We start from the raw sequence: 24,364 nt of genomic DNA, 5'->3' as shown, positions 1-24,364 counted from the left end.
TGCTGATGAACACGTTGTCGATGCGGACCATTCCGTCGCTGCTGAACGGAAGATCGCCCCCGCCGAAGATCACTGCTGAACCGTCGGCCAGAAGAGAAATTACCACGGCATCGAGAGAATGCGGCCACTGCCCGGCGGGTGCGCTGGCGGAATAGGTAAGCCTTACCTATATTGGAAGGACTCATGTACCTCGCACACAGCACCCCCGAGCTCCAGCCGTCGGCCACGCGCGTCCTCTTCGCCGGCGACACGTCGTCGATCGACGACATTCAGACGATGCTCGAGGTGCTCCCGATCTGTGCGCGAGGCCAGGTGTTCATCGAGGTCGCTGACGCGTCTGAGATCGTGCCCATCACTGCTCCCGGTCGCGTCGCTATCTCGTGGCTCGACCGGTCGCGTCGCAGCGGACGGCCCGGCACCGGCGAACGGTGCCTCTCCGGCATGGCCCTCGACCGCGCCGTTCGCGCCTGGGTGGGGGAGTTCTTCGTCGACTCCGAGTCACTCGTCACCAGCGACTACGTGTTCTGGATCGGCGGCCCGGCCTCGTTCGCCTACGACCTCCGGCACGACCTCGGCGAGATGTTCGCCAGCCCCGCGCCGGCTCTGTAACGTCTGCGGCGGATCGTCGCTCAGCCGCCCGCGGGCATATTTGAGAGCGATCCGCGGCGACACGCCGGGCCAGCTGCCTCTCGTTGCCGGGATCGCTCTCGAATTTGCGGCCCTGTCAGCGAGCGGCAGCCGCCAGCGGCACCACCATTGGCGTGTGCGACTGCGGGTCGTCGATGATCTGGCACGGCAATCCGAACACCTCGTCGACGAGCTGCGCCGTCACGATCTCGCCCGGAGCACCCTGGGCGACGATCGCCCCCTCCTTCATGACGACGAGGTGGGTCGCATAGCGCGCGGCCTGGTTGAGGTCGTGCAGCACCACGACGAGCGTACGGCCCTCCCGGTGCAGACGTGCCGCGAGCTCGAGCACCTCGTACTGGTGGGCGATGTCGAGGAAGGTGGTCGGCTCGTCGAGCAATAGCAGCTCCGTCTCTTGCGCCAGCGCCATCGCGATCCAGGCGCGCTGGCGCTGTCCTCCCGACAGCTCGGCGACCTGCCGGTCGGCGAGCTCGGCCACCCCGGTCGACGCCATCGCCCGGTCACAGGCCGCCTCGTCTGAGACCGACCACTGCCGGAACACCCCCTGGTGCGGAAAGCGCCCTCGACCGACGAGGTCGCGCACCGTGATCGCCTCGGGGGCGATCGGGCTCTGCGGCAACATGCCGAGCCGCTTGGCGATGTCTTTGCTGCGGTAAGACGAGAGCGGCTTGCCGTCGAGCGACACCTGCCCGGCGGAGGGCTTCAGCGTGCGGGCGAGGGCCTTGAGCAGCGTCGACTTGCCACACGCGTTCGGGCCGATGATCACGGTGAGCTCCCCGGCCGGAACGTCGAAGTCGAGACCGTCGACGATCACCCGGTCGTCGTAGGCGAGCCGGAGGCCGGTGGCGGTGAGCGAACTCGGCGCGGCACCGGTAGCGGGAGCAGAGAGGTTAGCGGACATCAGATGGTCCCTTTCTTCCATTCGCGGAGCAGCAGATACCCGAGGTAGACGCCGCCCACCATCGCCGTGAGGAGCCCGACCGGTAGTTGCGCGCCGAACGGCGACTGCTGCACGAGCAGATCGGCGGCCATGAGGATGACGGCGCCGAAGAGCGCGGCGAGCAGGATCCCGGCCCCCGGTGCCTTCGCGAGCCGTCGGGCGACCTGCGGTGCGGTCAGGGCGACGAACGAGATCGGACCCGTCGCGGCCACGGCTGCCGTGCCGAGACCGATAGCCACGAGCACGACGAGGGTGCGGGTCAGCGATGAGCGGCCCCCGAGCGAGTCGGCGAGGTCGTCTCCCATCTCGACCAGGTCGAGGCGTCGGCCGAGAAGCAGTGCGAAAGGAACGAGCACGATGACGGCGACCCAGATCTCGGTCGCGTCGCCCCAGTCGCGGTCGGCGAGCGTGCCACTGATGTAGGCGGCGAGGGTCGTCGCCTCCTGCTGATTGACGCGCGTGGTGACGTACTGAACGAAGGCGACGGCCATGGCCGAGACGGCGATGCCGACGAGGATCATTCGGCCGGGCGACGAGAAGCCCCGCCCGGTGCCGAGCCACACGAGGCTCATCGCGACCAGTGCTCCCACGAGGGCGCCGGCGGGTACGGGCAGGATCCCCGGCAGCAGCAATCCGAAGCAGGCGGCACCGGCACTCGCTCCCGCACCGAGCCCGATCACGTCCGGGCTCCCGAGCGGATTCCGTGTCACCGTCTGGAACAGCGCCCCCGCGACGCCGAGAGCCGCACCGGTGCCGATCGCGGTCACGAGACGCGGGCCCCGGAGGACATTGAGGACGAACTCGGTGCGGCCCGGTTCAGGGCTCGCGATCGCGGCGGGAAGCTCGGTCAGCGGGATGCCGAGGGTGCCGAGGGTGAGCGTCAGGAGGGCGAGCAGCAGAACGCCGAGGGCGAGGATTCCTCCCACGACAACCGACCGACGCCGATAGGGCAGGCTCAACCAGGATCCGACGCGGACGACGGGTCGCCTCGTCGCGGTCGAGCTCAGAGCGGCGTCGGGGGCGATCCCCGGCCGCGACCTTCCGGCGCTCACTCGCGCCCTCGGATCCTGCGCACGGCCCACAGCAGCACCGGAGCGCCGAGGAACGCGGTCACGACGCCGACCTCGAGCTCCTGCGGGCTCGCGATGACGCGGCCGACGATGTCGGCCAGCAGCAGCATCGCGGGCCCGAGCAGCGCCGAGAAGGGGAGGAGCCAGCGGTGGTCGCCGCCCGTGAAGCTGCGAACGATATGGGGCACAGCGAGCCCGATGAACGCGATCGGACCGACGGCGGCCGTCGCTCCGGCACACAGCAGGGCGGCTGCGAGACCACCGAGGATACGGGTGCGGCCGACCTTCGCGCCGAGCGACGTCGCGGTGTCGTCGCCGAGGGCGAGCGCATTCAAGGATCCCGGCAGCAGGGCTGCGAGCGCGAACCCGGCGACGAGGTAGGGAAGCGTCTGCCCGATCAACTGGGCGTCACGCCCGGCCAGCGAGCCGAGCACCCAGAACCGGTAGCTGTTGAAGGCATTCGGGTGGGTGAGCGTGATCGCCTGGATGTAGGCGCTGAGGATCGCGGTGATGACTGCACCGGCCAGGACGAGCTTGACCGGAGTGGTGCCTCGCCGGCTGGAGCCGAGCGCATAGACGGCGACCACCGCGACCAGAGCGCCGGGAAGAGCGAGCCACACCCGCTCGGAGCCGGTGCCGACACCGAAGAAAGCGATGCCGGTGACGATCGCCGCGGCGGCGCCCACGTTGACGCCGAGGAGGCCCGGATCGCCGAGCGGGTTGCGCGTGAGGCCTTGGACGATGACCCCGGAGACGGCGAGCGCGGCTCCGGCGAGGAGGCCGAGGACGGTCCGCGGGATCCTCGACTGCACCACCGTGTCGGCGTAACTCGTGCCGGGGTCGACGAGCGCCTGCCAAACGCGGGGGAGCGGCACGTAGTACGTGCCCACGGCGACGCTGAGAAGAAGGACGAGGGCGAGGATCCCGGCGGCGAGAGCGAGACCCGGTGCCAGACGAGCAGCACTCGGCCTCGGGCGACGTGCGGATGTTTCTCGCGAGCTCAGGCCGGTGCGCGGGGTAGTCGTGGCCTCAGCCACGGGTCGTGCTTGTCGGCTGCATCAGTTCTCCGACTTGCCGACGCGCCAGTACCCCATGAAGGCCACCTGACTGCGGTCGATGCCGACCTCGCTGACCAGGAAGCGGCGGAGCGTCTTGATCGCTTGGGCTTCACCGGCAAGCCACGCGTAAAACTGGCCGGAGAGGTCGCGGCCCTCCGGCACCTCCCAGAGGATGTCGTGGTCGATGTCGACGTCTTTGAGCGTGGCCGGGTCGATCGCTTTGCCGTGGTGCGTGGCCGTGAGGTAGCGGCTCGTCCAGTTGCGGACGGCGTCGATGAGCTTGGTTCCATGCGCCGCAGGGTCGGCCTCGCGATCGAGCCACTCGACGTGGACGCCGTCGGGCTTGACGAGGTCGAGTGCGTCGGCCGTGGTGGGCACTTCGAGAAACACGCACCCCTGGGCTTCGCCCGGCAGCTGGTTCAAGATCGCTGCGATGGCCGGCACGGCAGTTTCGTCTCCGGCCAGAAGCGTCGTTGCGGCTCCGGCGGGCTTCCACTCGATGCCGGATCCCGACCAGCCGCTCGTTCCGTCGGGCCCGATCAGCATCATGTCGTCGCCGACGTTCGCATGATTCGCCCACGCCGAGGCTGGCCCGGTGTCGCCGTGGGAGACGAAATCGACGTCGACTTCGCGCTCGGCCGGGCGAATGGCACGCGCCGTATAGGTACGGAGCGGGTGCCGGGCTCCGTCGGGCAGCTGTCGCCAGGCGCCGTACCAGTCGTCGTCGACCGGGAACGTGTCGTACCCCGACTCGGGCAGAGGCAGCACGATCTTGATGCGCTGGTCGAGACCCTCGTCGCCGAAGTCGCCGAGATCGTCGCCGGTGAACGTGATGCGCACGAAGCTCGGGCTGAGGCGCCTGACCCGCTTGACGGAGACACGGAACGACCGATGTGCGGGGCGGGCCGGGGCCGGTCGGGCAGTGGCGGGTCGAGCCGGGGCCGGTCGGTTCGTCTCGGAGGTAAGCACACCCTAACTATGGCATGCCTTACCTGACGGAACCGAACGACCTGTCTCGATCTGGAGGGAGTTGCAAGCTTGGCTGCCAGATCAGCCCTGCCTGCATTGGCCCGGCCGCCACACATGGGGTGCGATCGCCGAGAGTACACAAATGGCCCCTCACCACCGCCAGAAGGGCCATTTGCGTACTCTCGGCGCCCACGATGGGCTAGCGCGGCTCAGTCGAGCGACGCCGGCAGGCCGACCATCTCCGACGTCCGCTCCCACACCACTTCGGCGAGCATGGTGTTCTTCGCCTGCGGCGCCTGTCGGCCGAACGGTTTCAGCTGGTCGAAGTAGGTGCCGCTCGGAACGCCGATCGTCGTCGGCCCGGCCAGCTGAATCAGAGGGACAGCGCCCGCGTCCGCCGAGATGCCGTAATGACCGTTCGTGACCGAACTGACGACCCGCATCGTGGCCGAGTTCATGCCGAACGACGTCGTCACGATTCCGGGGTGGAACGCAAACGCCTTCACCCGCGACCGTGCGGCCAACTGCGAGATGAACATGTTCGTCAGCAGCTTGCTCGTGCCGTAGGCGCCCCAGCCGCCGAGCCAGGGGCGTTTGCCCCAGTTCAGGTCGTCGAGTCGAACGCGGCCGAACATGTTCGCGGCACTGGAAGTCGAGATCACTCGACCATCGGACTCGAGGATCCGGGGCAGCAGCAGACGAGTCAGGAAGAACGGCGCGAGATGGTTCGACTGCAGCGTGCGCTCGAAGCCGTCGGCGGTCACCGCCCTCTGGCTGACCAGCCCGCCGGCGTTGTTCGCCAGTGCGTCGATGCGCGGGTGAGCGTCGAGCAGCTTCTGCGCAAGCTCGCGCACGGCGTCGAGTCGGTCGAAGTCGCAGACGTAGGCGATGCCACCGACTTCCTCGGCGACAGCCCGCGTGCGTTCGGGGTTCCGGCCGACGACCGCGACGGTCGCACCGCCCGCGGCGAGGGCGACCGCGGCCTTCTTGCCGATTCCGCTCGAGGCGCCGGTGATGATGATGGTGCGGGGGTCGTGCGCGGATCCTGAGGTCATTAGTAGCCGCCCTTCTCGAGACCGGCTTCGACCTCGAATCGGTTCTTACGTGGATCCTGTCCCGCGATCGCGTACAGGAGCGGCATGAGCATTCCGTATCGGCGCCACTGAGCGACGTGAACGGCCTCGTGCTCGAGCACGTCGGGGCCGTCGTTGTCTCGGGTCAGGTACACCCGGCCGATGCAGGAGCCCCCGCGCCGGAATGCCCAGCGGGGCAGACCCCGGCAGACGATGAGGTCGCCCTCGACCCGCACCCGCCCGATGCTCAACGGCACACCCACGGCGAGCCCGACCGCCGTGGCGAACGCAGCTCCCGCGCGAGAGACCGAAGAGTCGAGCAGAGGGTTCTTCATCGCGGGCTACGGGCGCCCGTACGTGTCGAGAAGTCGAAGCCAGACCTCGCTGACCGTCGGGTACGAGGGGACGGCGTGCCAGAGGCGGTCGATCGGCACCTCGCCGACGACGGCGATGGTCGCGGCGTGCAGCAGGTCGGAGACCTCGGGGCCCACAAAGGTGGCGCCGACGATGACCTTGCGCGACTCGTCGATGACGAGGCGCGCCTGACCCTTGTAGCTGTCCGACTTCAACGCCGAGCCGGCGACCCCCGCGAGGTCGTAGTCGATCACCTTGACGTCGATGCCCTGCTTGCCGGCGGCGTCGGCGGTCAGACCGACGCTCGCCACCTCGGGGCTGGTGAAAGTGACCTGCGGTACGGCGGCATTGTCGGCCGTCGCGACGTGAGCACCCCACGGCTCGGTGTGCAGGTCGGTTCCTTTCGCGCGGGCCGCGATGACCTCGCCGGCAGCGCGCGCCTGGTACTTGCCCTGGTGGGTGAGGAGTGCGCGGTGGTTGACGTCGCCGACAGCGTAGAGCCAGTCGGTGCCGTGCACGAGAAGGGTGTCGTCGACCTCGAGCCAGTCGCCCGGTGTCAGGCCGACATTCTCGAGGCCGAGGTCGGAGGTGCGGGGGACTCGGCCGGTAGCGACGAGGATCTCGTCGGTGATGACGACGTCACCCGAGTCGAGGGTGGTCTCGACCAGGCCGTGCTCGGTGCGCACGACGCCGGTGGGCGACGTGTTCAACCGCACGTCCGCGCCGAGAGCCGTCAGTGCCTCGGTGACGAACTCACCGGCGAAGGGCTCCTGGCCGCCGAGGAGGCCGCTGCGCGAGGCGATAGTCACCTTGGCTCCAAGCTGCTGGTACGCCGTCGCCATCTCGGCCGCGACGACCCCGCCGCCGATGATCATCAGGCTCTGGGGAATGCTCTGCTGGCTGGTCGCCTCGCGGCTTGTCCACGGTTTCGCCTCGGCAAGACCGGCGATGTCGGGGAGCAGGGCGCTCGACCCGGTGACCGCGGCGACGGCGTGGGTGGCCGTGTAGACGGCGCCGTCGACGGTGACCTCTTTCACGCCCGTGATGGTCGCGTGCCCGCGGATTAGATCGATGCCGGCTCCCGATACCCAGTCGGCCTGTGACGAGTCGTTCCAGTTGCTAGTGAACGAGTTGCGGCGGTTCAGGACGGCCTGCACGTCGACCTCGCCGGTAACGGCCTCGCGGGCACCGCCGACTGCCTTGGCGGCATCGAGCACGGTCGAGCTCATGAGCAGGGCCTTCGACGGCATGCACGCCCAGTAGGAGCACTCACCGCCGACGAGCTCGGCTTCGACGAGGGCGACCTTGAGGCCATTGCGCGTGGCGTAGTCCGCCACGTTCTCGCCGACCGCGCCGGCTCCGATCACGATGAGGTCGTAGGTAGTGGTCATGACACGAACGTATCGCCCCGCCGTCGACCCCGCGCGTGTCATCCCGGAGTATTCGCTGAGAGCGGCATGGGGGACAGGGAGTACTTTCCATTTCAGACACGGACCCGTGTCAATTCATCGCGACGAGGAGGCACTCATGGCACTCGGAGACAAGATCCAGAACGCAGCACAAGACATCGCTGGCAAGGCCAAAGAGGTCATCGGCGACAAGACCGACAACGAGAACCTCGAAGCTGAGGGTCACAAAGACCAGGCCTCCGCTTCAGTGAAGAAGACCGGCGAAGACGTGAAAGACGTCTTCAAGAGCTGACATCTAGCTCCCCTCACGAAAGCCCGTCCCGCGAAGCGCGGTGGCGGGCTTTCGTGCGTCTCGGCCGAATGACCACGAGGATCCGCGGATCCTCTGCTCTACCGCCCCGTAAACTCCGCTTCCCCACGGTTCCGGAACGACGTCATCCCGAGCTTCGAGTCGTCGGTCGCCATCAACCGAACGAGCTCGCCCTGCAGCGCGGCGTGGGCTGCTTCCTCGCCTTCCCGGCCGGCGAGCTTGGCGTTGGCGAGCGTTGCCTGCACGGCGAGCGGTGCTTGGGCCGCGACCCGGTGAGCGATGTCGATCGCGCGGTTGTAGACCTGATCGTTGAACACGACCTCTTGAACCAGGCCGATGCGGAGGGCCTCTTTCGCGTCGAAGGTCTCGCCGGTGAGCATCCAGCGCATGGCGTTGCCCCATCCGACCCGCGCCGGAAACCGTGTGGTCGCGCCGCCGAACGGCAGAATTCCGCGCCGCACCTCCATCTGGCCGAAGCGCGCGTTCTTCGCCGAGATCACGATGTCACTCACCAGGGCGAGCTCGACGCCGAGCGTCAGACAGGTGCCCTGAACTGCCATCACCAGCGGCTTCGTGAGCTGCGTGCCGTCGACCTGCCACGGGTGCAGGCCCCCCTCGGGAACGATGTCGAGCCCGTCGGCGGTGACGGCCCGGGCGACGTCGCCGAGGTCGAGACCGGCGGTGAAATGCTCCCCGTGGGCAAAGACGAGGCCGCACCAGAGGTCGGGATCGCGGTCGAGCAGCCCGAAGGCGAGGCTCAGCTCGCGGAGCATGCGAAGGTCGGCGGCGTTGCGCTTCTCTTCGCGGTCGAGGCCGATGAGGAGGACGTGGCCGTCGCGTTCGACGCTGACGCGCGGGCGATCGTCGGGAAGGGCCGCGATGGCGGCCTTGGACTTGGAGGCGGGGCTCATGCCCTCATCGTAGGATCACCGATCCGTCAGCCTACGAATTCGGGCATTTCTGGCACTTCTGGGCCCAGTTCGGCCGGTTTCGTAGGCTGAGGGCCCGCTCAGCGGGCGATCGCTCCGATCACCCGCAGAATCGTGCTCATGTCGTCGGCCGCAGCGTCGTCGTTCGCCGGCGCGAACGAGCAGATGCCTGCCCCCACCAGGTCGAATCGGGCCCGAAGCGCTTGGATGGTGGCGATCAGCGTCGCTGGCTCGAGGCCGAACGGCTGCGGGTCGAGGAGTCCGGCGAAGGCAGCGGGGTCAAGCACGTCGAGGTCGACGTGGATGTACACGGAGGTCGCACCGGTGGCAGCGACAGCCTCGACGACCTCCTCGGGGACCAGGTCGAACGCGCCGACGGAACGCATGCCGGTGGCCTCGACGTAGGAGTCTTCGGCTTCGTCGAAGCTTCGGGCGCCCGCGAGCACGACTCGATCGGCCGAGAGTTGCACGCGCGGCGGATCGATCCCGATCGAGGCGAGCTCGATGTCGGCGCGACCGAGCAGTGCTCCGAGCACCATCCCGCTGAATGCTCCGCTTTCGCTCGTCTCGGGCGAGTGCACGTCGGGGTGGGCGTCGAACCAGACCACCGCGGTGTCGTCACGGAGAACGGTGCGGACCGCGGCGAACTCGATGCCGCAGTCGCCGCCCACGACCAACGCCGGGTCGTCGCTACGGGAGAGCTCGTCGGCGAGAGCCCGAGCGACCGCGGACACAGCCGAGAGACGGTGGATGCTCGTGCCCACACCGTCGCCAGCACCGGGCGGCACCTCGATCACCGAGGTGGCTTTGGCGGGCAGATCGCCGAGAATGGCGTTCGCTCCATCGACCAGCCTCATGGCTCGCGACGACGGTGAACCCTGCCATTGCGGAACTGCGACGAACCTCATGCGGCCAGTGTGGCACGGTGCCCTCGGACGAGCCGAGTCCGGCTCGACCGGGGCACCGAGAAATTCAGGATCCGAGCGGCTTGCTCTCCCAGTGCTCGACCGGGGCGGCGCCACCACCGAGCTTGAGCTGCGCGAGCCGCGCCTCCACCTCGGTCTCGGCGCCGAGGTCGTCGAGGCTCTCGAACTGCGCATCGAGGCTCGACGCCTGCAGCTCTTGTTGGCCCATCACCTTCGCCTCTTCGCGACGGATCTTGTCTTCGAACCGCCCCAGGTCGCTGGTGGGATCCATCACGTTGATGCTGCCGATAGCGTCGTTGACCTTGCCCTGCGCTTCGGCCATTTTCGAGCGGGCCACGAGCTCGTTGCGCTTGTTGCTGAGGTCGCGGAGCTTCTCTTCCATCTGCGTGAGGCCGGTCTTGAGCTTGGCCACGACCTCCGTCTGCTGCGCGATGGTGGGCTCGGCGTCTTTGGCCTCTTTTTCCGCCGACATCTGGCGCCCGATGGCGACCTTGGCGAGGTTGTCGAACTTGTCGGCCTCGGTCGAGTTGCCTGAGGTGCGGAGCTCGTCGCCCTTTTTGCTGGCGGCGAGGGCTTTCGTGCCCCAGTTGGCAGCCGCCTCGACGTCTTCGGTGTGATCCTGCTCGAGGAGACGCAGGTTGCCGATGGTCTCGGCGACGGCGCTCTTCGCGTCGGCGATGCTGTTGGTGTAGTCGCGAACGAGCTGGTCGAGCATCAGCTTCGGATCTTCAGCCTGGTCGATGAGGTTGTTGATGTTGGCCTTCGTGAGCTGCGCGATGCGCCCGAAGATCGACTGCTTTGCCATCCTGGTTCCCTTTCGTGGTGCCTCGCGATCGCGAGGCCGTTTGTACTGTCGCTTGCCTTACTTCTGGCAGTGCTGGGCCTGTAAGTGTTGGGCCGTCGGTGCCGGGGCTGTCGGGGCCGGGAGCGTGGGCGCCCGGTCAGAAGCGACCTCCGCTGGATTCGCGGCCGCCTCCGCCGCCTCCGCCTCCTCCGCCGAAGCCGCCGCCACCTCCGCCAAAGCCGCCTCCGCCTCCGCCGAACCCGCCGCCCCCGAAGCCGCCGCCACCACCGTTCAGCAGCCCGCCGATGATCACGCCCGTGAGGATGCCGCCGAGGTTGGCTCCTCCGCCGCCGCGACCGCCGAGGAGGCCTCCGCCTCCACCCAGCATGCCCTGCTGGTAGCTGCCGACCTCGGAGTCGGCGTCTCGCATCGCTGCGTCGGCCATCGCGGAGGCCTGCTGCGCCTCCGCCACGGCGGCCTGTGGGTTGGTGGGTGCCTGTGAGACGGCACTCGACAGGTGACGCTCGGCCTCCGAGAGTCGGGTTCTCGGCCCGGCGCTGATTGCACCGCGCCGGGTCTCAATGAAGTCTCGGGCGGAGCTGACCTGGCTGCGGGCGGCGAGGAGAGCCTGGTCGAGAGTGGCCTGGACCCGCTGCTGCGCGACCGCGGTCTCGCGGATCTGCGCCATGGCGGCGTCGATGCGGGTGTTCGCCGTCGTGAGTCGATCCAGCACGGCAAGGGGGTCGTCGCGAGTCGCCTCGGCGTAGCCGAGAGCCCCCTTGACGTCGGCGACCGCTCCGGGCAGGTCGACAGCGGAGCTCGTCGGACCGCTAGGCACCGTGGCGGCCACCTGGAGGTCGGATCGGAGGTCGGCGCTGGCAGCGTCAATGGTCGACTGTGCCGTCCGCAACGTCTCGCCGGCGGAGTCGATCGCTGTGAGCAGCTGGTCTATCTGGGCGAGTGCCTGCCGGCCGGCCTGCACCGAGCCGACGGCCTCACCGGGGTTGCCGGCAACGATGGATGCCTCGGCCTTGGTTGCAGTGTCGGCGACGAACTCGAGCAGGCGGTCGACCTGATCGGGGTTGCCAGAAATGCTCGAGACGGCGCGGGCGCTGTATGTCGTCGAGAGCGCGGAGAGCGCTGTCTCGGCCGCCTGGGCACGAACCTGGAGCGCCGCGGCGTCGGTGCGGAGTCGGGCGGTGTCTTCGGTGACCGTCGCCTCCGAGGCGCGGAGCTTGTCGTACGCCGCCGACTGCGCCTCGATGTCGGCGTGGGCGCTCTCACAGAGCTCGATGATCTGTGTGGTCCACTCGCGCTTCTGCTCCGGGGTGTCGGGCACCTCGTCGTCGAGTTTCTGACGGAGCTCGAAGGCCTGCGCCGCCTTCGCCTTGGCCGAGCGCACCGCCTCGGCGAACGGCTGAGCCGCCGAGTCGCCGAACTGGGCCGCCGCGAAACCGACCTCCTGCGACGCCTGGGTGATCTGATCGTCGATACCGACGAGCAGGTCGCCGGCGCGGCGGTCGAGGGCCGTCTGTTCGGCCTGCTGCTTCGCGCCGAGGGCCTTGGCTGACCGTCGACGCCGAATCACCACGAAAGCGACGATGGCGGCAATCACGAGCACAACAATGAGGAGCGCAATCGGGATCCAGCTGAGATCGGCCGGGCCCTCCGATTTGTCGATGCCATTCGCCATCGCAACGGCGGCTGCGGCCCACTCGCCGCTTCGGAGCTGGGGCACGAGGTCATTCGTCTCGATGTCGCCGAGCTTCGCATCCGTCAGGGTCGAATTGGAGTCTTTCGAGACGTCATAGAGCTTGTCGTCGACCGCGACCGACAGCAGGATGTCGTTCTCGCCGAGGGAGTTCTGCTGCGCTGTTGCGGCACCCCATTCGACGCGGTCGGTGGGGCTGGTGAACTCGGGCACGAAGGCGACGAGCAGATTGATGCCTGTGTCGGCCTGCAGCTTGTCGACGGCCGCCGTGATCTCGCTGGTATCGGCGGAGCTGAGCACCCCGGCCTCGTCGACGACGTAGGCGCCATTGAAGTCGACGGGAGCGGTGGCCTCAGCCGCGAGGGCCGGGCCCAGGGCTACACCGAACACGCCGAGCACGAGGCCGACAACGACCAGGGGCACTCCACGGCCGGTACGACGACCCCGACCGAGACGAAGACCGGTGCTGCTGCTGGTGGTACCGAACACGTGACTCCCCGTGGGTCAGACCGCCCGGCACACGAAAAGAGCCGTGCGCGGGGCAGTCACTTCGTTGTAAACATGCCGCTTTTCGGAGTCTAGCGACGCCCCCCGACGCCGGTATGCGTTAATTGACAGGTGCCCCGCGTACCCGCTCCACTGCTCGCGGTGACCGCGATCTTCTCCGTTCAATTCGGCAGCGCGGTGGCGCGCACCCACTTCGACGAGGTAGGCCCGACCGGCGCGGCAGCCCTTCGTCTGGGCTTCGCGGCGGTCATCCTTCTGATCGTCGTCCGGCCTCGAGTTCGGCACTGGTCGCGCACGCAGTGGCTGGCGGCGATCGTGCTCGGAATCGCCCTCGCGGGCATGAACTCGCTCATCTACCTCGCCCTCGACCGGATTCCGCTGGGAGTCGCCGTCACGCTCGAGTTCACCGGCCCGCTCGTGCTCGCCCTCGTACAGACCCGAAGGATCCGCGACGCCGCCTGGGCGCTCATCGCCTTCTGCGGTGTTCTGCTGCTGGGGCTCGGCTCCTCGGGCAGCGTCGCTCTCGGGGGAGTCGTGCTGGCCTTCGGCGCCGCCGCCTTCTGGGCCCTCTACATCGTCGCCAACAGTCGCGCCGGCAAAGCGATCGCGGGAATCGACGGACTCGTGGTGGCGGTCGTCGTGGCTGCAGTCGTCGTCATCCCCTTCGGCGCGGGTCGAGCCGCGACGGCCATCGCTTCGGATCCTCGTCTTGTTCCGATCTTCATCGGGGTCGCCGTACTGACCTCGGCCCTGCCCTACGCGCTCGAGATGATCGCTCTTAGGGCGCTGCCCACTCGCGTGTTCGGTGTGCTGTCGAGCCTCGGCCCTGCAGTGGCGGCTCTGGCCGGTTTCGCCGTGATCGGGCAGGCCCTCACTCCGCGCGAGATAGTCGCGATCGCGCTCGTGACGATCGCCAGCGTCGGCGTCACCCTCACCGTGAGGCGAGTCGGGCCACCGGCCCCGCCCCCAACCAGCGCTTGACGGAGCGCCCAGCGTGAATTGTCACCCGAATTCCGCCCATACACAGCGTTTTCCGTGGAGATCCGTAGAGCTGTGTACCCCGGCTCGGGAGTAGCCTTAGCTACAGACGGTCCTGCAGAACACGGGACGGACAACGTTGTTGAAGGGAACACCATGGGAGCTGTTCTGGAACGCACATCATCCGCCGAGGTAGTTCCACTCGGCGAGGGGTACTGCCGGGTGTCGACGCCGACAGCCGGAGTCATCGGATTCATTCGGGAGAACGACGGTCGCTTCGAAGTGCTTCGGGGTCGAGTTCGCAGTGCGACACGAGCCGAGGGTGCCTACGGCAGCCTCGACGTCGCCGTGATCGCTCTGACGTACAGCTGATCTGAATCGCTCTACCCCACGAACGGCCCTCGCTTCGGCGGCGGGTCGTTCGTCGTTTAAACCCGGGCCCCGCCAATTTGCGAGCGATTCGCCTCGACGCGCCGAGGCCGGTGGCGCTGGGAGCCCGGATCGCTCGCAAATCGGCGCCCGGTGCGCGAGTGCCCGTCCCGGAACTGCTAACGTTGTCCACGCTCCTGGCCCCCATAGCTCAGGGGATAGAGCACTGCCCTCCGGAGGCAGGGGCGCTGGTTCGAATCCAGCTGGGGGCACCACTTCGTGTTCTCGCTGTTCGTTCGCTGGCGCTCACTCCCAGCGACGAAGCGGTGCGTGCTTGTTCGCGCGTGTCGTTCCGCCACGCGGCGCTAATGCGGCGTGACAGAGCGTGTGTTTCCGCCGCGCGGCGCTTGCCAACCGCGAGGGTGTTGGCTCGACGCATGACCACCGACGACACCCCCTCCATTCGCCAGCTGCTCAAAAGGGCCAAGAAGTCTTCCCCCGATGTGGCCGGGCTGGATCCTGAATCCGTTCCCGAATCGCCGATGGACCTCTTCGTCGACTGGCTCGAGACGGCAGTCGAGGGGGGCGTGACCGAACCACAGGCGATGACGCTCTCGACGGTCGACCACGCCGGTACGGTCAGCGCCCGAACCCTTCTGCTGAAAGACGTCGACGACGCGTTCTGGTTCGCCAGCTCGTCGCTGAGCCCGAAGGGTCGGCAGATCCGCGAGAACCCTCGGGTCGCACTGACCCTGTACTGGCGGGAGCAGGGGCGGCAGGTCAGGATCCTGGGCGATGCCGGCCCCGGCCCTCGCGAGACGTCGGTCGCCGATTTCACCGCGAGACACCCCGACTCGCGCGCCGTCGCCATCGCCATGCCGCAGAGCACCCCCGTCGACGACGACAACGAGGCCCAGCAGGCCCTCGACGCCGCGAAGGCCCGCATCGCCGACGACGACGAGTTCGCCCCCGACGACTGGACGGCCTTCCGGGTGGTGCCGACCTGCATCGAGTTCTGGCAGGCGACGACGGGACGCGACCAGGTGCGAGTGCGCTACGACCGGACCGCGCCCACGACCTGGACCCGCAGCCGCCTCTGGCCCTGAGCCGCCCCTCTGCCAGCCGGTGCCGTTCCGAATTCTAAGGAAAAACGCGCGGGCGGCAACGAAGTCATGCGGATCCGGCCGGGTACGCCCATCGCTTCTCCTTCAAATTCGGCGGGCGCCCAAACTCGGTAGGCGACGCACCAGCGCCCCACGCGTAACAGGGCGACACACCCGCGACAAGAGCGCCGCCCCTGCCGCAGAGTGGAGGCATGAACACGCTCGCCGTCATCGAGGTCACGCGCTTCCGGCCGCACGCGCCGGAGTACCACGCGTACGTCGACACGCTAAACGGTCGTGTGCAGGGTCTCGCCGAGGTCACCGGCTGGGAGGCGACGCGTTACGGCGCCGCCGATCTGGGCGAATCGACGCTCCTGCAGTTGACCGACAGCGCCGACGCCGTCGTGCTGATGGGCGGCGAGGATCTCGCCCCTGAGTGGTACGGCGGCGAGAGCGGCTACCGGCGCGAGGGTCGCCACTACGAAGAGGCGGATGCCGCGCAGATCGCGCTCGTGCACCGCGCCCTCGATCGTGGCACTCCGCTGCTCGGCATCTGCCGCGGGCACCAGCTGATCAACGTCGCGCTGGGCGGCACGCTGATTCAACACCTCGACGGCGACTCGGCGCACCTGAACACAGGAGCCCCGGTCGAGGAGCTCATGACGACGCACCGGGTCGAGCTCGAATCGTCGAGCGGGTTGGCCCGGATCCTCGGCGACTCGGTCGACGTGCAGAGCGCCCACCACCAGGCCATCGACGGGCTGGCGAACGGCCTCGGCATCGTGGGTCGAGCGGACGACGGTGTGATCGAAGCCGTGGAGCACCGCGTCGCACCGATCACCGGCGTGCAGTGGCACCCCGAAGACCGCAAGGCCCCGCCCGGTCAGCTGCTGCGCCTGCTCGACGGGCTGGCTCCCACCGCAAACCCGGAGCGCGTCGCCGCCTGACACCGTCTCTCGACAAGGCAGAGACCTCACGGCCAAGACCACACGGCAGAGACCACAAGGTAGAGACCAGACCCGAGGATCCGGCCCGACCTACTTCAACCCGGCGATTGCCGCGTCGACCAGCGGCTCGGCCCCGCCGGGTTCGCCGAACACGGCATCATCAGACGTCGCGACTATCCAGTACGACCCGGTGAAGGCCTCGGCCGTGCCGACCCCGTCGACGAGGTCGAAGTAGCCTTCGCCGTCGTACGTGGGCACGGCGTTGCTCGATGTGATCAGGCTGTTCTTGAGCCGGGTGAGGCTGTCGTCGTCGAACCGGCCGACGGCGAGAGTCATCGAGCCGCCGGTCGTGCTGGTCCAGCCGCAGACGGTGCCGTCGTAGCCGCCAATTACCGCGGCGTCGCTGGCCTTCGGGGGAGTGGGCTTCTCGTCGGGCGTCATGCCGGGGTACGCGGCGTTGACCGTGGCGTCGGGGGCGATCGTCTGGCAGTCGACGGTCAGCGGCGTAGCCGTGAGGGCTCCGGCTCCGCCCGTCGGGGTCGCCGAGGCGCGGGGCGCGGTGGGGGAGCTCGACGCGGCGGGCGCCGCGCCGGTGCAGCCGGCGAGGAGGAGCACCGCGAGGGCAGCGGGCAGGGTGCGGACAGCGAGGAGACGCGGGGCCGTGAGCATGGTCTCCATCTTCGCGGCATTCACCTTGGTGGGAGATTCGGATCGCCGTCGGCGGCCCCGGAAGAGGCGGGCGACGGCCCGGTAAGCTTGACGACCGTGACTCCTGCCGAACTCTCCGCCTCTCTGCTCGCCATCGTCCAGGGGATCGCCGAGCGACGCCGCGCAACCGCGACCGCCGACGACGGAGCCGCAGCGGCACCGGTCGAGATGACCCTCGCCGACGCCGTGCTCGAGCGCCCTCGCAACCGCGACCACGGCGACTGGGCCTCGAACATCGCCATGAAGTTCGCCAAGCGCCTCGGGTCCAACCCGCGCGAGCTCGCGACCGAGATCGCGGGCGAGCTGACGGAGACCGACGGCGTTGCGAGCGTCGACATCGCTGGGCCGGGCTTTATCAACATCACACTCGAAGCGGCTGCGGCCGGGGCCCTTGCGAAGGCCATCGTCGAGAGCGGCGGGGCCTACGGCAACAGCGACTACTACGCGGGCGTCACCATCAACCTCGAGTTCGTCTCGGCGAACCCGACCGGCCCCATCCACATCGGCGGTGTCCGCTGGGCTGCCGTCGGCGATAGCCTCGCCCGCATCTTCCAGGCGGTCGGCGGTGTCGTGACGCGGGAGTACTACTTCAACGACCACGGCGCGCAGATCGACCGCTTCGCCCACAGCCTGATCGCTTCGGCGCTCGGCGAGCCCACACCGGAAGACGGCTACGGCGGCGTCTACATCTCCGAGATCGCTGCGCGCGTCATCGAGACCTTCGACGGTGACGTCCGAGACTTGCCGCGCGACGAGGCGCAGGAGCTCTTCCGGGCGGTCGGAGTCGACTTCATGTTCGCCGATATCAAGAAGTCGCTGCACGACTTCGGCGTCGACTTCGACGTCTACTTCCACGAAAACTCCCTGCACGAGTCGAAGGCCGTCGAGCGCGCCATCGCCCGGCTGCGCGAGCTCGGACACGTCTACGAGGCCGACAACGCGACCTGGCTGCGGACGACCGACTTCGGCGACGACCGCGATCGCGTCATCATCAAGAGCGACGGCGAGGCCGCGTACATCGCGGGCGACCTCGCCTACTACCTCGACAAGCGCGAGCGAGGATTCGAGCGGAACATCATCATGCTCGGCGCCGACCACCACGGCTACATCGGCCGCATGATGGCCATGTGTGCGGCGTTCGGAGACACTCCGGGCGTCAACCTCGAGATCCTCATCGGCCAGCTGGTCAACCTCATGCGCGACGGCGAGCCCGTGCGCATGTCGAAGCGCAACGGCACCGTCGTCTCGATGGAAGACCTCGTCGATGCGGTCGGCGTCGACGCGGGGCGCTACTCGCTCGTGCGGTTCTCCGCCGACTCGATGATCGACATCGACCTCGACCTCCTCACCAAGCGGAGCAACGACAACCCGGTCTTCTACGTGCAGTACGCGCACGCCCGCACCCAGGCCGTCGCCCGCAACGCGAGTGCCTCCGGGGTCGACCGCAGCGCGTTCGACGCCTCCCTGCTGACCCACCCGACCGAGGCATCGCTGCTCGGAGCACTCTCCGAACTGCCGCGAGTCGTCCAGCAGGCGGCCGAGTTGCGCGAGCCGCACCGCGTCGCCCGCTATATCGAAGAGGTCGCCGGCACCTACCACCGCTGGTACGACGCGTGCCGCGTGACGCCCCTCGGCGATGAAGAGGTCACCGACCTCCACCGCACACGCCTCTGGCTGAACGATGCCGCTGGGCAGGTGATTCGCAACGGCCTCGGCCTCCTCGGCGTGTCCGCACCTGACAGGATGTAGGGCATGAGCGTCTCGAAACCCGACGATCTCGACGCCTTCCTCGAGCCGAACCACAACGTCAAGAAGCGCCGCGGGTTCACGATCTTCATGATCGTCCTGATCTCGCTCGTGGTGATCGGCGCGATCCTCGCCGTGGTCGCTGACATCGTTGCGCGCAACTACGCCGAAGGTCGTGCCGCGAAAGAGATCGAGTCGTCTCTGCCGGCCGGGTCGTCCGGTCAGGTCGATGTCAAGATCCACGGTCTCTCGGTGATTCTGCAGGCACTCAGCGGTTCGCTCGACGACGTGACTCTCTCGTCGTCGAACCTCGTGGTGCAGAAGATCCCCCTCACCTTCACCGCCGATGTCAGTGACGTCCCCCTCAAGGTGGGCGGCACGACGGGCCCGGTCGAGGCATCGATCCACGTGACCGAGAAAGCCGTCAACGAGACCAAGGCTGTCAACGGTCTGGGCGGTTCGATCTCTCTCGGTTCGGGCGACTTCGCGTTCGACAAGACGCTGACGGTTCTCGGCCAGTCGATCGCGACCCAGATCACGGCGACCCCGAAGCTGGCAGCGGGGGGTTCGAAGTTGTCTGTCGTGCCGAAGAGCGCCTCGGTCAACGGCGCCGCACTGCCGGCCGTCTTCGCGCCGGCCCTTCGAGCAGCGACGCAGACCGTCTGCCTGGCTGGCTACGTTCCGAAGAATGCCCGGGTGACCTCGCTGACGGTTAAGCCCTCCGGCGTCACCATCGATTTGCGCTCGGCCGGTCTGCCATTGACGAAGACCGGCCTCACCGCAACAGGGAGCTGCTCATGACGACCACTGCCAACCCGCTCGCACCCGCCTGGCTCGACGTTCCCGCCGATGCGAATGACCTCGTCGCAAGCATCTGGCCGTCCTCGGCGGGTCGTGACGATGACGGCGCGCTGACTGTCGGCGGCGTGTCGGCCACCGAACTCGCGGCCCGGTTCGACACCCCCCTCTACGTCGTCGACGAGGCCGACTTCCGCGCGCGTGCCGTCGGCGCCCACGACGCCTTCGCCGACGAGGCCGCTCGCATCGGCACCCGAGCCAAGGTCTACTACGCGGGCAAGGCCTTCCTGTCGGTCGAGATCGCGCGCTGGGTGAGCGACGCGGGCCTCTTCGTCGACGTCTGCACCGGGGGTGAGCTCGCCGTGGCCTTGGCCGCGGGCGTCGCGCCCGAGCGGATGGGCTTCCACGGCAACAACAAGTCGCGGGCCGAGATCGACCGGGCGGTTTCGCTCGGCGTGGGCGCAGTCGTCATCGACAGCCTCCTCGAGATCGACCGCGTCGCCGAGGCGGCAGAGCGCCACGGCACGGTTCAGAACGTCAGGATCCGAGTCAACAGCGGAGTGCACGCCTCGACCCACGACTATCTCGCCACCGCAAGAGAAGACCAGAAGTTCGGCATTCCCCTCGTCGACACCCCGGCTGCGGTCGCAGCCATCCGTTCGCACGCGGGTCTCCGGCTGCTCGGCCTCCACAGCCACATCGGCTCGCAGATCTTCGGCACCGACGGCTTCGCCGAGGCGGCGCGTCGACTGCTCGAGGTGCATGCGAGCCTCCTGGCGGGTGGCGACCTGCCGGAGTTAAACCTCGGCGGTGGGTTCGGCGTCAACTACACCCGGGTCGACGACGCCGCGCCGATCACCGAACTCGCCGCGGGGATCGCCGACGTCGTCGCGGCGGAGTGCGCCCGACTCGACATCCCGATTCCGGTACTCGCGGTCGAGCCCGGCCGGGTGATCGCCGGGCCCGCCGGCGTCACTCTCTATACGGTCGGCACCATCAAAGACGTCGAGGTATCGCTCGACGGCGAAGATACGGGCGCCGATGGGCACTTGAGCGCTGTTCGCCGCTACGTGAGCGTCGACGGCGGGATGAGCGACAACGCGCGCACAGCTCTGTACGCGGCCGACTACTCGGTCCGGCTCGCCTCGAGGGTCTCCGCGTCGGATCCTCGTCTCGTCCGCCTTGCGGGCAAGCACTGCGAGTCGGGCGACCTCGTCGTTCTCGCCGACTACCTTCCGGGCGACGTGGCACCCGACGATCTCGTCGCTGTGCCCGTGACCGGTGCCTACTGCTGGAGTCTCGCCAGCAACTACAACCACGTGGGCCGCCCGCCGGTCGTCGCGGTGCGCGACGGTGTCGCCCGCGTGATCGTCCACGGCGAGACCATCGACGACCTCCTGGCACGTGACGCGGGGTTCGACCCGCAGCACGACGCTCGACCACACGAAGCAGAGAGAACCGCATGATCGAATACCGCAACGTCCGCGTCGCCCTTCTGGGTGCCGGGTCCGTCGGAAGCCAGGTGGCCAGGCTCCTGCTCGAACAGGCCGACGAGCTGGCCGGCCGGGCCGGTGCCGGCCTCGAACTCGTCGGGATCGCCGTGCGCGACCTCGACGCCGAGCGCGACGTCGACCTGCCGAAAGAGCTGTTCACCACCGATGCCGAGTCGCTGATCCTCGGCGCCGACATCGTCGTCGAGCTCATCGGCGGCATCGAGCCCGCCAAGACCCTGATTCTCCAGGCGCTCTCGTCGGGAGCCGACGTGGTCACGGGCAACAAGGCCCTGCTCGCGAGTCACGGCCCGGAGCTCTTCGAGGCGGCCGAGCAGGTCGGCGCTCAGCTCTACTACGAGGCCGCTGTCGCCGGGGCGATCCCGATCATCCGTCCCCTGCGCGAGAGCCTCGCGGGCGACACCATCGTGCGGGTGATGGGCATCGTCAACGGCACGACCAACTTCATCCTCGACCGTATGGACACCCTCGGCGAGTCGCTCGACGATGCTCTGGCCATCGCGACCGATCTCGGTTATGCCGAGGCCGACCCGACCGCCGACATCGAGGGCTACGACGCGGCGCAGAAGGCAGCGATCCTCGCGAGCCTCGCCTTCCACACCAGCGTTCCGCTCGTCGCGGTGCACCGCGAAGGCATCACGGGGGTGAGCCACGAACAGGTCGAGGCCGCCCGGAAGGCCGGATACGTCGTCAAGCTCCTGGCGATCTGCGAGCGGATCTCGGACGACGACGGCAAGCTTGGGGTGGCAGCGCGAGTCCATCCCGCTCTCGTCCCGCTCGGTCACCCTCTGGCTGCCGTCCACGGCGCCAAGAACGCCGTCTTCGTCGAGGCCGAGGCCGCCGGCGATCTCATGTTCTACGGCGCCGGTGCCGGGGGAGTCGAGACCGCATCCGCAGTGCTCGGCGACCTCGTGTCGGCGGCACGGCGCCACGTGATCGGCGGGCCCGGTCTCGCTGAGTCGAACCACGCCGACCTCCGCGTGCTGCCCCTCGGCAGCGTCTCGACGGGCTATCAGATCACGCTCGACGTGGCCGATCAGCCCGGGGTGCTCGCGACGGTCGCCGGGATCCTCGCCCAGCACGGCGTCAGTGTCGAGACCGTGCAGCAGACCGCGGGCGTCACACGCGGCGACGAGGGGCCCGCCACCGCTACGCTGATCATCGGAACGCACCGTGCCCGCGAGTCTTCGCTCGCCGCCACGGTCGACGCTCTCACCAACGCCGCAGTCGTGAACTCCGTCACGAGCGTGCTCAGAATCGAAGGAGCCTGATGGCCCACCAGTGGCAGGGTGTCCTGCGCGAATACGCCGACCGTCTCGATGTCACGGAGGCGACCCCGATCGTCACCCTGGGTGAGGGCGGCACACCGCTGATCCCGGCTCGGGCTCTCTCCGAGCGAACCGGTGCGAACGTCTACGTCAAGTACGAGGGCATCAACCCGACCGGCTCGTTCAAAGACCGCGGCATGACCATGGCCATCTCGAAGGCCGTCGAGCACGGCGCTAAGGCCGTCATCTGCGCGTCGACCGGCAACACGTCTGCGTCGGCCGCCGCCTACGCCGCTCACGCCGGCATCACCGCCGCGGTGCTCGTGCCCGAGGGCAAGATCGCCATGGGCAAGCTCAGCCAGGCCGTCGCCCACAACGGTCAGCTGCTGCAGATCCAGGGCAACTTCGACGACTGTCTCGACATCGCGCGCGACCTCGCCAAGAACTACCCGGTGCACCTGGTCAACTCGGTGAACAACGACCGCATCGAGGGTCAGAAGACCGCCGCCTTCGAGGTCGTCGACGTGTTGGGCGATGCCCCCGACTTCCACTTCCTGCCGGTCGGCAACGCAGGCAACTACACCGCGTACACCCGCGGCTACCGCGAAGACCTCGTCGCCAACCGCTCGACTAAGCTGCCGCGCATGTTCGGCTTCCAGGCCGCGGGCAGTGCTCCCATCGTCGGCGGCTCGGTCGTCAAACACCCCGAGACGATCGCCAGCGCGATCCGCATCGGCAACCCGGCCTCGTGGCAGTTCGCCCTCGAGGCGCGCGAGCTCACCGACGGCTACTTCGGTGCCATCGACGATGCCAAGATCCTCGAGGCGCAGCGCATCCTTTCCGCCGAGGTGGGCATCTTCGTCGAGCCCGCGTCGGCCATCAGCGTCGCCGGTCTGCTGGAGCGCGCCGAAGCCGGTCAGGTGCCGAAGGGCGCCACGATCGTGCTCACGGTCACCGGCCACGGTCTGAAAGACCCGCAGTGGGCTCTCAAGACCCCCGAGGGTGGCGAGGTTACACCGACGGTGGTCGGCGTCGACACCGACGAGGTCGCCGGAGTTCTCGGACTGGTGCGAGCGTCGGCGTGACAGCAGAGTACGCCTCGTTCGCGGGGCGTTCCGTGCTGGTGAAGGTGCCTGCCACCTCCGCCAATCTCGGGCCAGGGTTCGACACGCTGGGAATCGCGCTGTCGCTGTACGACGAGTTGGTCGTCACGGCGCGCGCGGATCCTGGTGTCTCGGTCCACGTGACCGGTGTCGGCGCCGGTGAGGTGCCGACCGACGAGACCAATCTGGTTGTGCGAGCCATCGCGTTCGCTTTCGAGCAACTCGGACAGCCCCTTCCCGGGCTGACCCTGTCGGCGACGAACGTCATTCCCCACGGGCGCGGATTAGGATCCAGCGCGGCCGCGATCGTCTCGGGCATCATGGCCGCCAAAGGCCTGCTCGACGGTGTCGTCGAGGTCGATTCATCGACGCTGCTGCGACTCGCCACCGAGCTCGAGGGGCATCCCGACAACGTCGCGCCGGCCCTGTTCGGTGGTCTCACGATCGCCTGGACTACGAAAGACGGCCCGGCGCACAAGCGGCTTCTGGTGCACCGGGGTGTGTCGCCGGTGGTCTTCGTGCCCGAGACAACCCTGTCGACGAAGCTCGCCCGGAGCCTCCAGCCGGCCTCCGTGCCGCACGAAGACGCCACGTTCAACGTGTCGCGCTCCGCCCTGTTGGTCGCCGCGCTGATTCAGAGCCCCGAGCTCCTGCTCGCCGCGACCGAGGATCGTCTGCATCAGAGCTATCGCGCGAGTGCCATGCCCGAGACCGACACGCTGATCCGCATGCTCCGCGACGCGGGGCTGGCCGCAGTCGTTTCGGGTGCCGGTCCGTCGCTCCTCGTTCTCGGAAGCGACCCCGCCCAGCGGCTGTTCGCCGCGGATCTCGTCGGAGAGCATTCCGTCACGACATGGCGCGCGCTCATGCTGGCCGTCGATCTCAAGGGTGCTACAGTGGTGCCGCACCCGGTAGAAACCCCGCTTCTTTAGAGGCGGTTGCCTGTTTCGGCAGTGACCTCGTCACGGCAGGAGCGGATTCCCGGGTTGCACGTAGTTCCAATCAGTGCTTCTGCAATCAGTGCTCTTACCCCGCGCATCTCGCCTCCGTGCTGTGCATCCGTACACGTCCGGAGAGAGTCCTCTGCGCAGGCCGTTGCCCAAGGCACGGCCAGCTCACCCCCGCCTATCTGTGCGGGGGAGCGA

At 68.3% G+C, this 24,364-nt stretch carries 24 protein-coding genes and 1 tRNA gene; 13 read left to right on the top strand and 12 right to left on the bottom strand.

The genetic code is table 11. From position 1 onward, the window contains the following. Window positions 1-183: 183 nt before the first annotated feature. Entirely contained in the window at window positions 184-609 is a 426-nt protein-coding gene (locus VH571_RS08120; protein WP_423264089.1) for an SIP domain-containing protein, read from the top strand. A 115-nt stretch (window positions 610-724) separates the two neighbouring features. On the opposite strand, the gene VH571_RS08115 is transcribed toward VH571_RS08120, so the two are convergent. From VH571_RS08115 to VH571_RS08085, 7 genes are all read right to left on the bottom strand, one after another. After that, window positions 725-1,549, bottom strand: a complete 825-nt coding sequence (locus VH571_RS08115) for an ABC transporter ATP-binding protein (RefSeq protein WP_423264088.1) — start codon at window positions 1,547-1,549, stop codon at window positions 725-727. Further along, window positions 1,549-2,640: a FecCD family ABC transporter permease gene (locus VH571_RS08110; RefSeq protein WP_423264087.1), complete on the bottom strand. Its 1,092-nt coding sequence runs from the start codon at window positions 2,638-2,640 to the stop codon at window positions 1,549-1,551. The genes VH571_RS08115 and VH571_RS08110 overlap by 1 nt, the downstream gene beginning before the upstream one ends. Beyond that, window positions 2,637-3,695 (bottom strand): FecCD family ABC transporter permease, encoded by a 1,059-nt coding sequence (locus VH571_RS08105; protein ID WP_235480916.1) that lies wholly within the window; start codon window positions 3,693-3,695, stop codon window positions 2,637-2,639. The genes VH571_RS08110 and VH571_RS08105 overlap by 4 nt, the downstream gene beginning before the upstream one ends. A 21-nt stretch (window positions 3,696-3,716) precedes the next feature. Next, window positions 3,717-4,685: a siderophore-interacting protein gene (locus VH571_RS08100; RefSeq protein ID WP_423264086.1), complete on the bottom strand. Its 969-nt coding sequence runs from the start codon at window positions 4,683-4,685 to the stop codon at window positions 3,717-3,719. Between the two features lie 209 nt (window positions 4,686-4,894). Next, the gene (locus tag VH571_RS08095) at window positions 4,895-5,740 is read right to left on the bottom strand and encodes an SDR family NAD(P)-dependent oxidoreductase (protein ID WP_423264085.1); all 846 of its coding nucleotides are present in this window, start codon (window positions 5,738-5,740) and stop codon (window positions 4,895-4,897) included. Next, a complete protein-coding gene (locus VH571_RS08090) occupies window positions 5,740-6,093 on the bottom strand; it encodes a Fe-S oxidoreductase (protein ID WP_423264083.1) in 354 nt (117 codons plus the stop codon). The genes VH571_RS08095 and VH571_RS08090 overlap by 1 nt, the downstream gene beginning before the upstream one ends. Window positions 6,094-6,099: 6 nt before the next feature. Then, window positions 6,100-7,503 (bottom strand): dihydrolipoyl dehydrogenase family protein, encoded by a 1,404-nt coding sequence (locus tag VH571_RS08085; RefSeq protein WP_423264082.1) that lies wholly within the window; start codon window positions 7,501-7,503, stop codon window positions 6,100-6,102. Between the two features lie 136 nt (window positions 7,504-7,639). Between VH571_RS08085 and VH571_RS08080 the strand changes: the two genes are divergently transcribed. Then, complete coding sequence (locus tag VH571_RS08080; protein WP_423264081.1) at window positions 7,640-7,813, top strand: CsbD family protein; 174 nt, start codon at window positions 7,640-7,642, stop codon at window positions 7,811-7,813. Between the two features lie 98 nt (window positions 7,814-7,911). Here the strand turns inward: VH571_RS08080 and VH571_RS08075 are convergent, their stop codons facing one another. From VH571_RS08075 to VH571_RS08060, 4 genes are all read right to left on the bottom strand, one after another. Continuing rightward, window positions 7,912-8,742 (bottom strand): crotonase/enoyl-CoA hydratase family protein, encoded by an 831-nt coding sequence (locus VH571_RS08075; protein ID WP_423264080.1) that lies wholly within the window; start codon window positions 8,740-8,742, stop codon window positions 7,912-7,914. A 98-nt stretch (window positions 8,743-8,840) separates the two neighbouring features. Next, window positions 8,841-9,668, bottom strand: coding sequence for an arginase family protein (locus VH571_RS08070; protein ID WP_055958584.1), 828 nt, complete (start codon window positions 9,666-9,668; stop codon window positions 8,841-8,843). Between the two features lie 64 nt (window positions 9,669-9,732). Next, entirely contained in the window at window positions 9,733-10,491 is a 759-nt protein-coding gene (locus tag VH571_RS08065) for a PspA/IM30 family protein (RefSeq protein ID WP_123944759.1), read from the bottom strand. 136 nt (window positions 10,492-10,627) lie between these two features. Continuing rightward, window positions 10,628-12,670 (bottom strand): TPM domain-containing protein, encoded by a 2,043-nt coding sequence (locus VH571_RS08060; RefSeq protein WP_423264079.1) that lies wholly within the window; start codon window positions 12,668-12,670, stop codon window positions 10,628-10,630. A 129-nt stretch (window positions 12,671-12,799) separates the two neighbouring features. On the opposite strand from VH571_RS08060, the gene VH571_RS08055 reads away from it, so the two are divergent. The 5 genes from VH571_RS08055 (at window position 12,800) to VH571_RS08035 (ending at window position 16,085) form a co-directional block, all read left to right on the top strand. Further along, window positions 12,800-13,669, top strand: a complete 870-nt coding sequence (locus tag VH571_RS08055) for an EamA family transporter (protein WP_423264078.1) — start codon at window positions 12,800-12,802, stop codon at window positions 13,667-13,669. 153 nt (window positions 13,670-13,822) lie between these two features. Then, on the top strand, window positions 13,823-14,038 hold the full coding sequence (locus VH571_RS08050; protein WP_423264077.1) for a hypothetical protein: 216 nt from the start codon (window positions 13,823-13,825) through the stop codon (window positions 14,036-14,038). Between the two features lie 197 nt (window positions 14,039-14,235). Continuing rightward, window positions 14,236-14,310, top strand: a tRNA-Arg gene (locus VH571_RS08045). Between the two features lie 162 nt (window positions 14,311-14,472). Beyond that, window positions 14,473-15,141, top strand: coding sequence for a pyridoxine/pyridoxamine 5'-phosphate oxidase (locus tag VH571_RS08040; protein ID WP_423264076.1), 669 nt, complete (start codon window positions 14,473-14,475; stop codon window positions 15,139-15,141). Between the two features lie 209 nt (window positions 15,142-15,350). Further along, window positions 15,351-16,085 (top strand): gamma-glutamyl-gamma-aminobutyrate hydrolase family protein, encoded by a 735-nt coding sequence (locus tag VH571_RS08035; RefSeq protein ID WP_423264075.1) that lies wholly within the window; start codon window positions 15,351-15,353, stop codon window positions 16,083-16,085. A gap of 90 nt (window positions 16,086-16,175) precedes the next feature. Here the strand turns inward: VH571_RS08035 and VH571_RS08030 are convergent, their stop codons facing one another. Continuing rightward, window positions 16,176-16,754 (bottom strand): hypothetical protein, encoded by a 579-nt coding sequence (locus VH571_RS08030; protein ID WP_423264074.1) that lies wholly within the window; start codon window positions 16,752-16,754, stop codon window positions 16,176-16,178. A gap of 96 nt (window positions 16,755-16,850) precedes the next feature. Here VH571_RS08030 and argS point away from each other — a divergent pair, with 96 nt between their 5' ends. Genes argS through thrB form a run of 6 tightly spaced genes read left to right on the top strand, consistent with a single transcriptional unit; the run spans window position 16,851 to window position 24,151 of the window. After that, complete coding sequence (argS, locus tag VH571_RS08025) at window positions 16,851-18,542, top strand: arginine--tRNA ligase (protein WP_423264073.1); 1,692 nt, start codon at window positions 16,851-16,853, stop codon at window positions 18,540-18,542. 3 nt (window positions 18,543-18,545) lie between these two features. Beyond that, complete coding sequence (locus tag VH571_RS08020) at window positions 18,546-19,340, top strand: DUF2993 domain-containing protein (RefSeq protein ID WP_423264072.1); 795 nt, start codon at window positions 18,546-18,548, stop codon at window positions 19,338-19,340. Beyond that, window positions 19,337-20,803 carry a diaminopimelate decarboxylase gene (lysA, locus tag VH571_RS08015; RefSeq protein WP_423264071.1) on the top strand — a complete coding sequence of 489 codons (1,467 nt, stop codon included), beginning with the start codon at window positions 19,337-19,339 and terminating at the stop codon, window positions 20,801-20,803. The genes VH571_RS08020 and lysA overlap by 4 nt, the downstream gene beginning before the upstream one ends. Next, window positions 20,800-22,119, top strand: a complete 1,320-nt coding sequence (locus VH571_RS08010) for a homoserine dehydrogenase (protein ID WP_423264070.1) — start codon at window positions 20,800-20,802, stop codon at window positions 22,117-22,119. Before lysA ends, VH571_RS08010 begins: the two co-directional genes overlap by 4 nt. Further along, on the top strand, window positions 22,119-23,201 hold the full coding sequence (gene thrC / locus VH571_RS08005; protein WP_423264069.1) for a threonine synthase: 1,083 nt from the start codon (window positions 22,119-22,121) through the stop codon (window positions 23,199-23,201). The genes VH571_RS08010 and thrC overlap by 1 nt, the downstream gene beginning before the upstream one ends. Beyond that, a complete protein-coding gene (gene thrB / locus VH571_RS08000) occupies window positions 23,198-24,151 on the top strand; it encodes a homoserine kinase (RefSeq protein WP_423264068.1) in 954 nt (317 codons plus the stop codon). Before thrC ends, thrB begins: the two co-directional genes overlap by 4 nt. Window positions 24,152-24,364: the final 213 nt, after the last annotated feature.

This window comes from Frondihabitans sp. 4ASC-45 (assembly GCF_049472575.1).
In the GTDB taxonomy this organism is placed as follows: domain Bacteria; phylum Actinomycetota; class Actinomycetes; order Actinomycetales; family Microbacteriaceae; genus Frondihabitans.
This window is presented reverse-complemented; position numbering and strand designations above follow the sequence as displayed.

Bases quoted from the DNA above. Each gene is read 5' to 3' on its own strand.
- VH571_RS08050 (WP_423264077.1), top strand. From the start codon at position 13,823: ATGGGAGCTGTTCTGGAACGCACATCATCCGCCGAGGTAGTTCCACTC.
- thrC (WP_423264069.1), top strand. From the start codon at position 22,119: ATGGCCCACCAGTGGCAGGGTGTCCTGCGCGAATACGCCGACCGTCTC.
- lysA (WP_423264071.1), top strand. From the start codon at position 19,337: ATGACGACCACTGCCAACCCGCTCGCACCCGCCTGGCTCGACGTTCCC.
- VH571_RS08010 (WP_423264070.1), top strand. From the start codon at position 20,800: ATGATCGAATACCGCAACGTCCGCGTCGCCCTTCTGGGTGCCGGGTCC.
- VH571_RS08115 (WP_423264088.1), bottom strand. From the start codon at position 1,549: ATGTCCGCTAACCTCTCTGCTCCCGCTACCGGTGCCGCGCCGAGTTCG.
- VH571_RS08040 (WP_423264076.1), top strand. From the start codon at position 14,473: ATGACCACCGACGACACCCCCTCCATTCGCCAGCTGCTCAAAAGGGCC.
- VH571_RS08030 (WP_423264074.1), bottom strand. From the start codon at position 16,754: ATGCTCACGGCCCCGCGTCTCCTCGCTGTCCGCACCCTGCCCGCTGCC.
- VH571_RS08090 (WP_423264083.1), bottom strand. From the start codon at position 6,093: ATGAAGAACCCTCTGCTCGACTCTTCGGTCTCTCGCGCGGGAGCTGCG.
- VH571_RS08095 (WP_423264085.1), bottom strand. From the start codon at position 5,740: ATGACCTCAGGATCCGCGCACGACCCCCGCACCATCATCATCACCGGC.
- VH571_RS08120 (WP_423264089.1), top strand. From the start codon at position 184: ATGTACCTCGCACACAGCACCCCCGAGCTCCAGCCGTCGGCCACGCGC.
- VH571_RS08020 (WP_423264072.1), top strand. From the start codon at position 18,546: ATGAGCGTCTCGAAACCCGACGATCTCGACGCCTTCCTCGAGCCGAAC.
- VH571_RS08075 (WP_423264080.1), bottom strand. From the start codon at position 8,742: ATGAGCCCCGCCTCCAAGTCCAAGGCCGCCATCGCGGCCCTTCCCGAC.
- VH571_RS08065 (WP_123944759.1), bottom strand. From the start codon at position 10,491: ATGGCAAAGCAGTCGATCTTCGGGCGCATCGCGCAGCTCACGAAGGCC.
- VH571_RS08070 (WP_055958584.1), bottom strand. From the start codon at position 9,668: ATGAGGTTCGTCGCAGTTCCGCAATGGCAGGGTTCACCGTCGTCGCGA.
- VH571_RS08080 (WP_423264081.1), top strand. From the start codon at position 7,640: ATGGCACTCGGAGACAAGATCCAGAACGCAGCACAAGACATCGCTGGC.
- VH571_RS08085 (WP_423264082.1), bottom strand. From the start codon at position 7,503: ATGACCACTACCTACGACCTCATCGTGATCGGAGCCGGCGCGGTCGGC.
- VH571_RS08035 (WP_423264075.1), top strand. From the start codon at position 15,351: ATGAACACGCTCGCCGTCATCGAGGTCACGCGCTTCCGGCCGCACGCG.